The sequence below is a fragment of the Microcystis sp. M53603_WE2 genome, assembly GCF_030065435.1.
Window position 1 is genome coordinate 1 of record NZ_JASJFF010000704.1, and the last position, 8,761, is coordinate 8,761.

Consider the following 8,761-nt stretch of genomic DNA (forward strand, 5'->3'; position numbering starts at 1 on the left):
CTTGTTCCCCACTTAAGCCCAACTATCGGCACTATTCGTTCATTAAACACTAATTGTCAAGATGCCATGTAATCTTTCCTATCAAAGTAATTTCAGTTCCGGTGCTGATTCGGAGCATCTTTCAATTTGACAACGCCAAAATTTTTGAGACATTTCAATATAAATTTAAAAGGCAACCGCAACAAAAAAGGAAGAAAAACCCTAATAAATATAACCTAGAAGACGCTTTATCTGTGGTTGAAACCTGCGATAAAATATCAATCTAGGGTTTGCGGCAAAAAGTACGGGCGAAGCATTCGGATAGAAAATCTACGGTTTCACCGATAGGTTATTGCCCGAATGCTTCGCCCCTACAGGACGCGGGCCGATGAAAACCCAAGGTTTTGAAGCACGATTCTCTCAAAATCTTGCACCTGTACTGATTATTTATTCTCCCTTTTACCTGTCCTGATATGTAGCCTATAGTCAACGGATTTAGTATTAATCTTCTCTCACCGGTGGCTTAACTAAAGGGGAAACCACCATATTTATTGATAATTATATCTATGGTTTCCATAATTGCGATCGATTCTCCCAAAATGGAGATGATTTGTTGATAATGTTCTAGGTCATCGTAGCTAAGGTGGCGACCTTTGCGGTCTTTTAGCCACTTCTGACACACTTGATAACCGCCGATATAAAAGTTCCAAATTTGAGGCGGAATCCCCGCAAAATACTGGTCAGAATTAATCGAAATTTGTTGTTTATTTTCGTCATATTTCACCTGCTCGACTAGATTAGAACCCGCCACGGGATAGCTACTAATTTCTTTTCCCGTTGCTTTCATTAGGTGTAACTGCACTAATCTGTCACCTTTTTTGACTAATTCCCAGAATAATTCTTGATTACTGGTGAGAGGAACACGAGGAAAGTCTATTTTTAAAAATTCGGCGTAACGTTGGCGATATTGGGGAGAGTGAAAGACGGCATAGATATAGTTAAAAATGTCTTCCGGTCCAAAGGTTTTCTTTTCGTCTCCTTTGCCATCACTGATAAATTCTAATTCAAGTTTTGCCGAAAGTTTGTTAATAAATTCTGGCGCTAGATTGGGACGGCGACCATTTGGCGAGTTGGTTGGTTCTGTTTCAAATAGCGTTGGGTTATTAGTTGGATAAAGATAAAGGGGGAAGTTATGGTTAGATTCTTTCGTGATATTTGAAATCAAACAATCATTAGGAACTAAGTCAGTTATCCAAAAATGTCTATATTCATTATTTGCTATTTGACGAGAACAAACTAAACACAAATTTTCTTTGTTAAATATATGGTTTCTTAAATCAGGTCTTGTTCTATCCATAACATAATCAGAATAAAACATAAACCTATTGTCGAAGGGTCTATAAGCGCATAAGTCAAGGAATCTCCACAAGTCTATCTCTTGTTTCAAAGCTGTAGCTGCTTTCTTCCAATCCCACTTTCCTAAATCATATTTATCAGAAAAAGAATTATCTAATTTATCTTGATTAACTAATTCAGTAATTCGTTTAACTATCTGCTCTTTATCGAAATCTATAGCAAAGTGATCACGATGACTCTTGAAACCATAGATATGAGTAATATATATTTCATCAATTCTATGATATTTATTATATTCACCTAGCGATTTTTCTGATTGAATTCTTAACAAATAAAATGGTTTTTTAGGCTCTATATCTAACCATTCAGTTGAACTAATATCATTTTCATCTAACCAATGATACTTACCCCCAACTAACTCTCTATTCTCTTTAACCTCTCTAACACCCCACAAATCAGCATGATAAACCTTGGCTAAATCTTGCTGACTATCTTGATACTTAATAAAAAACGCAATCGCTACACCTTGCTGAATATCAAACACATTTTGATCGGGTGAACCGTCGGGACAAACTTCTTTTTTCTTACTATTCCCATGCAAATCTAAAATATAAATCTCATCAAAAGTCTGCATCAAATTTTGACGCATTCCCCGAAAAGTGGGATTATCCAAATAACCATGATTTGTAATTAACGCCACAACTCCATAACCAGTTTCCGCTACCCGATACTGAGCAAAGCGAATAAACTTCACATAATCATCTAATAAACCTTTAGGGTTTCTCTCTCCCAATGGTTTTCCATCTAATTGATAATAATCCTTAACCAAATTCACAATCCAAGGGTCAGTATTCATCGACTGATAGGAATAGGGTGGATTGCCTAAAATAACCATAACTGGCATTTCTTGCTTAACACCTTGCGCTGACTCTGCTTCATCGCGAATGCGATTTAAAAACCCATCAGCAGGGGGAATTTGAAAAGCTTCCTGTAGGGTGTTAGTGAGATAGATTCCTAAGCGTTCATCGGCACTAAAATCATAGCCTAATTCCTGAAGTTGTAAACCTAATTTCATGTGTGCTACGGTGTAGGGAGCCATCAGTAATTCAAACCCAAAGAGACGGGGTAATAAATGTTTACTGACATAACTAGACCACATCCCTTTCTGTTGACGAAAACTATCATAGATATGGTCAATAACAGAGTGTAAAAAAGTGCCAGTTCCCACAGCAGGATCGAGAATTAAAACTTGGTGTATTTCCTGAGTTTCTTGGCTATTATTAGGATTTTTAATCGTAATTTTTTTGGCATCGGCCAAACCTTTAGGAATCTGAAACTTATTTTTTAGAATATAGTCCACACTGCGAACCATGTAAGAAACCACGGGTTCAGGGGTATAATAAACCCCCCTAGACTCACGCATTTTGCTATCGTATTCGGCTAAAAAAGTCTCATAAAAGTGAACCACAGGATCCTGCTTGCGCGTGCGTTTTCCAAAGCTGCTAAGAATACCATCCATGTCCGTTTGTTGTAAAATAGTGGCTAGAGTATCCACGGCCCAAGTAATCCGCTCATCTAATTCTGTACCAGCAATTTGATGAAAAATTCCCCGCAAAAAAGGGTTAGTTTTCGGTAGTCGAAATCCCGCCGTTTCCCTGGAAAAAGAACTTATTTGATCCGTATTACAGCGTGCTGCGAATAACCCATAACAGATTGTTTGTGCATACATATCCGCAAACTGCGCTTCGTTGAGATCACTAATTAAAACTCGTTGAAAAGATTGCAATTGTTGCCGCAACATTCCCCCACAATCTTGATCTTTTAAAGCTTGGCCGATTGCGTCTCGAATTAACTGCGCTAAAGCGGCCATTTTTTTGGCTAATTCTCGCGGTGTTGTTATCTGAATAACTTTTGAGAGGAAAAATTGACAGAACAATTGTTCTACTTGCAAAATACCCTGGGAATCAGGTTTAATTTGCTTTTTTTGATTAAGACTTGCCACGGCAGCTGATAGACGCAATTCTCCCGATACATACCAACGAAATTCTAAATGATCGGTGATAATTAAATTACCCAAAGCCTGTAAATAACGTTTTATTTGGGGAGTATTTTCAACCTTTTTGAGAGAAGTTCCGATATCTTTGGCTTCCAGATGACCAATTTCTACTATACCCTGATTAATCACAAAATCTGGAGCGCCACAAGCAATCCTTTTGGGTTCATTGAGAGCCTGTAGGTTATTATTTAGGGATTCAATTAATTTTTTTAAAGCAGGACGATAACTGTGTTCTGTGGCCTTACCCTGTTGATAAATGCCTGTGATTTCCTCTAGATATTTTGGCAGTGAATTACTCATTATCGTTGCGACATACAAACGTTCTTCTCTAGATAAAATATAACCTCATTTGCCCCCAATGTCCACTGCCCTCATCCTACTTTATGGCTGCATCTGACATTTGCAGAAATACCGACAATGAGCAATTATCAGTGATTCTTGAATTATCACAGATATATCAGCAGCTGCCTGTAAGCATCCCACCGAAAAGCTAATGCGCGGGGGGTTTGGGGGCGGCGCCACGCCCCCAACGGGGGGTTTGGGGGGTAGAACCCCCCAAAAGCTTGGATTGATTAATAAAGTCGGAAGTAATGCCCAATTTTATCAGAGAGTTTTCGCGTAAAAATCCCAACTTGCTAGATTTACAAAAATAAGATGTACCCTGCTTTATCCCTATCCTCAAGGATACCAAAATTAGCTAGAATGAAATAATAGGCGATAATCTCATCCCAACAACTTCACCAAAATATTAACGATGGTCAAAGCATCATCTCCCTTATCTCTAGAGCATCTCTATCATGTTCCCACCTACACTATAGCCGATACTGCGCGCTATCTCCATATTCCTTTACCCACTCTGAGAACGTGGGTACGAGGACGCACCTACCCCACTAAAAAAGGACAAAAAGAGTTTTTACCCCTCATTCAACGACCTAATCCGAATATTCCGCAACTTTCCTTTACTAACTTAGTGGAAGCGCACGTTTTAAGAGTTATTCGCAAAGTTCATAACATCCCTCTCGATAAAGTTAGACTGGCCCTAGACTATATTAGTGAACAATTTAACACCGATCATCCTCTGGTTCAAAAACAATTTAGTACCGATGGAACTGACCTTTTTATTGAACAATTTGAACATTTAATTAATGCCTCCCGTTCGGGACAATTGACGATGAAACAATTCTTAAATAATCTCTTAACTCGTATTGAATGGGATGAACAAGATATCGCCACACGGCTTTTTCCCACTATCGACATAAATGGGGAAGACTTCAGCAATAAAGTCCTAAAGATAGACCCTAATATTTCCTTCGGAAAACCCGTGATCACAGGAACAGGAATTCCCACTAAAGTTGTCACAGAACTTTATGATGCGGGGGACTCTATAGAAGATATTGCCAATGATTATAATTGTCAACCTTGGCAAATTGAAAAAGCGATTTTATTCGAGTGCAATTGGCAAGCGGCATGACCTATCAATACACCTATTTTATAGACCGCGCTTTAGGAAAATCTATCGGTGAAGCTTTGCAAGAAATAGGGGTTAAAATTGAATTTCATCATGCCCATTTTGCCCCAGATGCACCGGATACGTAGTGGCTACCTATTGTTAGTCAAAGAGGATGGATAGTATTAACTAAAGATGTAAACATTGGTATAAATATTTTAGAAGTTCAACAGATAGCCCGTTATCAGGCTCAAGTATTTGTTCTAGTTTCTGGTAACTTACCTCGTCAAACCATGGTTAATATTTTTGTCGAAACAATCGATAAAATCGAAAAAATAACCCAAGGTAATCAAGCCCCTTTTATCGCCAAAATATACCAAGATTTTCAAGTAAAATTGTGGAAAAATAAAAATGAATTAACCAGAATAATAGAAACTATGTAAAACTTATTAAAATATTTTTTATCAGTAAAAAATTACAGCTAAATTTGTTGACAATATTCTCACCATTACCTTTGATGCAATTGTCGAAATTGTCTGAGCAGTGAACCGGTTTAATCAACTTCTTAATCCCCCCACTTGCTGTTAAATTTATTTCCGTTCACTTCACCCAGGGGAAGGGGGGACTTCTGGCGAGATTTGAGTTAAACTAGAAAGGTTGACTATTGACAAACATCGATCGCACAGGAGCAAATTATGTCTAGAGTCTGTACTATGACGGGGAAAAAGGCCAATAACGCCTATGCGGTGTCCCACTCCCACCGTCGCACCAAAAAATTACAAGAAGCTAACCTACAATGGAAAAGAGTTTGGTGGTCGGAAGGCAACCGTTGGGTAAAACTACGCATCTCCACCAAAGCTATCAAAACCATTGAAAAGAAAGGATTAGCCGTCTTCGCTAGAGAAGTAGGCTTAAACTTAAATTTGTACTAAGCGAGTAGTTCGGAAGTGGAGACGAATCGGCCCTATCGTTGACTCCTCTGCTTTTGATTATTAAGTATTGCAACAGGGCGTGATGTGGGGTGAAAACTACCTTTAAGATTAAAAACTTAAAACGACCTGTTCAGGAGAATTTCAATGTATTCAACCCTATTAATGGCCGCTACCGCCGTACAAGGTTCCAGCGAATGGAGTCCCAAAGTGGCGATTGTCATGATTATCTGCAATATTCTCGCTATTGCTTTCGGTAAAGCGACTATTCAACAACAAAATGTCGGTCCTGCTTTACCTTCCCCCGCTTTATTCGGTGGTATGGGATTAGGCGCTTTACTGGGTACTACCAGTTTTGGTCATGTCCTCGGTGCCGGTGTCATCCTCGGTCTCTCCCGTCTCGGAGTTATCTAAATATGTTTTGATTTTCTCAATCGGTGGCCAAAAGTCACCGATTTCTTTTGTTAAAAATTCTGGACTATATAAGTAGGTAGGTGTTAAAAATTATCAGATGCCCCCCTTATTAAGGGGGGATTAAGGGGGGACTAAGGGGGGATCGGCACCCCCCTTATCAAGGGGGGCAGGGGGGATCAGAGGCAAAATCTATCTTCTATTTAATTAGAACCACTTACTTATAATAAATATGACTTTACCTCAAAAAAATTCTTTTTGGTACGATGAGCGATTTCAGAAGATTTTTCTACAGGTAATTATCCTGCTAATTGTCTGCCTAATTTTCTGGTTTTTTGGCCGCAATTTAGTGATTAATTTCCAACGCTTACGCTTAAGTTTTGGCTTTGGCTTTCTCTTTGATCCCGACCGACCAGCCTCTTTTGCTATTGGTGACTCTCCTATTGCCTACAGTCCCACCGATACCTATTTTCGCGCTCTTTTGGTGGGATTAGTTAATTCCCTCCGCATTATGATTACTGGCATATTTTTGGCGATTAGTCTGGGAATAGTTATCGGGTTAGGTCGCTTGTCGGATAATTGGTTAATTCGTCAGTTAGCAACAATTTATGTGGAAACTATTCGCAATACTCCTTTATTATTACAATTATTTTTCTGGTATTTTGCTGTATTTCTAAAACTGCCGAAGATTGAGGACTCTCTAGAGTTTTTTGGCAGGGTATTCTTAAATAACTCAGGAGTCTATTTGCCTTTCCCCGCTAATAGTTTCAGGACATGGTTAGCCTTAGCTATCATTGCTTTAGGAATAATTCTCTCAGTATTTTTATACCTAAAAAATAAACTTAGTTTATGCCTAACTAGCCTACTAATCCTAGTTATAATTCCTCTAATCTGGGGTTTACAATGGCAAAGTCCCCAAGTTAATCCTCTTAATCAAAATATTGACTTTGGTTTACATCTTTCTTCTGAGTTTGCTACTCTCTTAATCGGTTTAACTGTTTATACAGCTGCCTTTATTGCGGAAACGGTACGGGGGGGGATTCAATCGGTTAATCGGGGACAATGGGAAGCAGCTAAAGCCTTGGGATTAAAACCTTTATTAGTGATGAGATTAGTAATTTTTCCCCAAGCTTTGCCAGTGATTATTCCTCCTTTAACTAATGAATGTTTAAACCTGGTTAAAAACTCTAGTTTAGCGATCGCTATTGGTTATAATGATATTTATGCTATCTCTAGTACCATCGCTAATCAGACGGGAAAAGCTGTAGAAATGTTAATAGTAGTTATGGCCACCTATTTATTCTTTAATCTGGTGATTTCCTTGACTATGAATCAATTAAACAAACGGGTAAAAATTCAGGAAAGATAGGGTGTGTTAGCGAGTGCGTAACGCACCGAATCGCACCAGAATTTAGCGATAAAGTAACTAATGAGCATTAGCAGAATATAAAGCGGTGATAATTGCTGTCACCGCAGGACTAAGACTAGATAAAACCACCACAGAAGCGGTGGCAATGATGATAGTAGTAGCCATTCTCACCATACCATCTGTACCTTTTTGATAGGCATCAAATTTATAGTCTATGCGATCAATTTTTTGTCCTATTTCATCTCGCCACTTACTGAATACGTCCTGGGATTGGCTGAATTTTTCTTGCAAATCACTAACTTCATCACTTAATTGAATCAACGCCGCTCTGATGTCATCATTACTGGGATTTTCGGGAATTTGCATGACCTTGATTAGCAATCAACTAACAACCGCATATATTATAGCAGTTCTTAGCCATAAATTACAATTTTTTATCAGGAGGAGGAGTCAATCGCCAGCGCACTAAAAAACTATCAATACTTTCTAAACATTCCAAGTCATCTTTAGGTAAATAAGAATCTTTTGACAAGAAAGAAAAAGCCTGCTGAAACTCTTGACTATCAGCTTGAATCGGACTAGCAAAATGACAAGGAATAACCTGTTTAATCGGCCATTGGTAAATTCTATCAACCCATTGACTAACCTCGTCAGTAGTGCGATTAAGAATCAAAGTTTGCAAAATTGGGGCTACTATTAACCTCCCCTCTCGACGCAAATTTAAAAAAGTCCTTTGCCAATCATCCCCCCATTGAAAAGGGAATAAACCAAAATAGGCTTTTTTACTCTTTTCCTTAGCAGTAAAAGCATCTCGAAAGACCTTAATCCAATTGGGAACAGCTAAAACAGGAGGTTGAAAATAAAGAGCAAAAAGACAAATTCTCTGCCAACCCCGACGGCGATTTTCTGGGGTATCCTCCACCAAATCCTTAGCACTATTTTTAGCGTGAAACAGGAGAGGATAGGGGTCTAATTCTAAAATAGCGGGAGGATTTTCTGGGATAGAAATAATTCCATCAGTCAGCAGCAGAGTTTGAGAGTAGTGATGAAAAAAAGCCACCTCCGAGAAGTATCCCACATTCAGATCAATTGCGGGTAAAATTTCATAACTAAAATCTTTTCCTAAAGGAGTGGTTGCCGAGTCAGCAGGTAAAATTTCCGTTCGTTTTGCCGGTAAACCCAACCAACTCAAAGGTAAATTAAGAGGAAAACTC

At 38.7% G+C, this 8,761-nt stretch carries 7 protein-coding genes and 1 pseudogene; 5 read left to right on the plus strand and 3 right to left on the minus strand.

Annotated elements, in window-relative coordinates:
• Positions 1-502 precede the first annotated feature (502 nt).
• Positions 503-3,691, minus strand: a complete 3,189-nt coding sequence (locus tag PX481_RS15115) for a type ISP restriction/modification enzyme (protein ID WP_288094882.1) — start codon at positions 3,689-3,691, stop codon at positions 503-505.
• A 454-nt stretch (positions 3,692-4,145) separates the two neighbouring features.
• On the opposite strand from PX481_RS15115, the gene PX481_RS15120 reads away from it, so the two are divergent.
• The 5 genes and pseudogenes from PX481_RS15120 (at position 4,146) to PX481_RS15150 (ending at position 7,547) form a co-directional block, all read left to right on the plus strand.
• Complete coding sequence (locus PX481_RS15120; protein ID WP_002760746.1) at positions 4,146-4,862, plus strand: DUF433 domain-containing protein; 717 nt, start codon at positions 4,146-4,148, stop codon at positions 4,860-4,862.
• Positions 4,859-5,281, plus strand: a pseudogene (locus PX481_RS29745) (PIN-like domain-containing protein). Before PX481_RS15120 ends, PX481_RS29745 begins: the two are co-directional and overlap by 4 nt.
• A gap of 252 nt (positions 5,282-5,533) precedes the next feature.
• The gene (rpmB, locus tag PX481_RS15140) at positions 5,534-5,770 is read left to right on the plus strand and encodes a 50S ribosomal protein L28 (protein ID WP_002732080.1); all 237 of its coding nucleotides are present in this window, start codon (positions 5,534-5,536) and stop codon (positions 5,768-5,770) included.
• Positions 5,771-5,914: 144 nt separating this feature from the next.
• Positions 5,915-6,181: a photosystem I reaction center subunit PsaK gene (gene psaK / locus PX481_RS15145; RefSeq protein WP_002760753.1), complete on the plus strand. Its 267-nt coding sequence runs from the start codon at positions 5,915-5,917 to the stop codon at positions 6,179-6,181.
• A gap of 229 nt (positions 6,182-6,410) precedes the next feature.
• Entirely contained in the window at positions 6,411-7,547 is a 1,137-nt protein-coding gene (locus tag PX481_RS15150; protein WP_288094883.1) for an amino acid ABC transporter permease, read from the plus strand.
• Positions 7,548-7,604: 57 nt separating this feature from the next.
• Here the strand turns inward: PX481_RS15150 and PX481_RS15155 are convergent, their stop codons facing one another.
• Positions 7,605-7,913, minus strand: coding sequence for a ssr2422 family thylakoid membrane protein (locus PX481_RS15155; protein ID WP_002760756.1), 309 nt, complete (start codon positions 7,911-7,913; stop codon positions 7,605-7,607).
• Positions 7,914-7,971: 58 nt separating this feature from the next.
• Positions 7,972-8,761: DUF4336 domain-containing protein (locus PX481_RS15160; protein WP_288094884.1), on the minus strand; the 790-nt coding region annotated here is incomplete at its 5' end.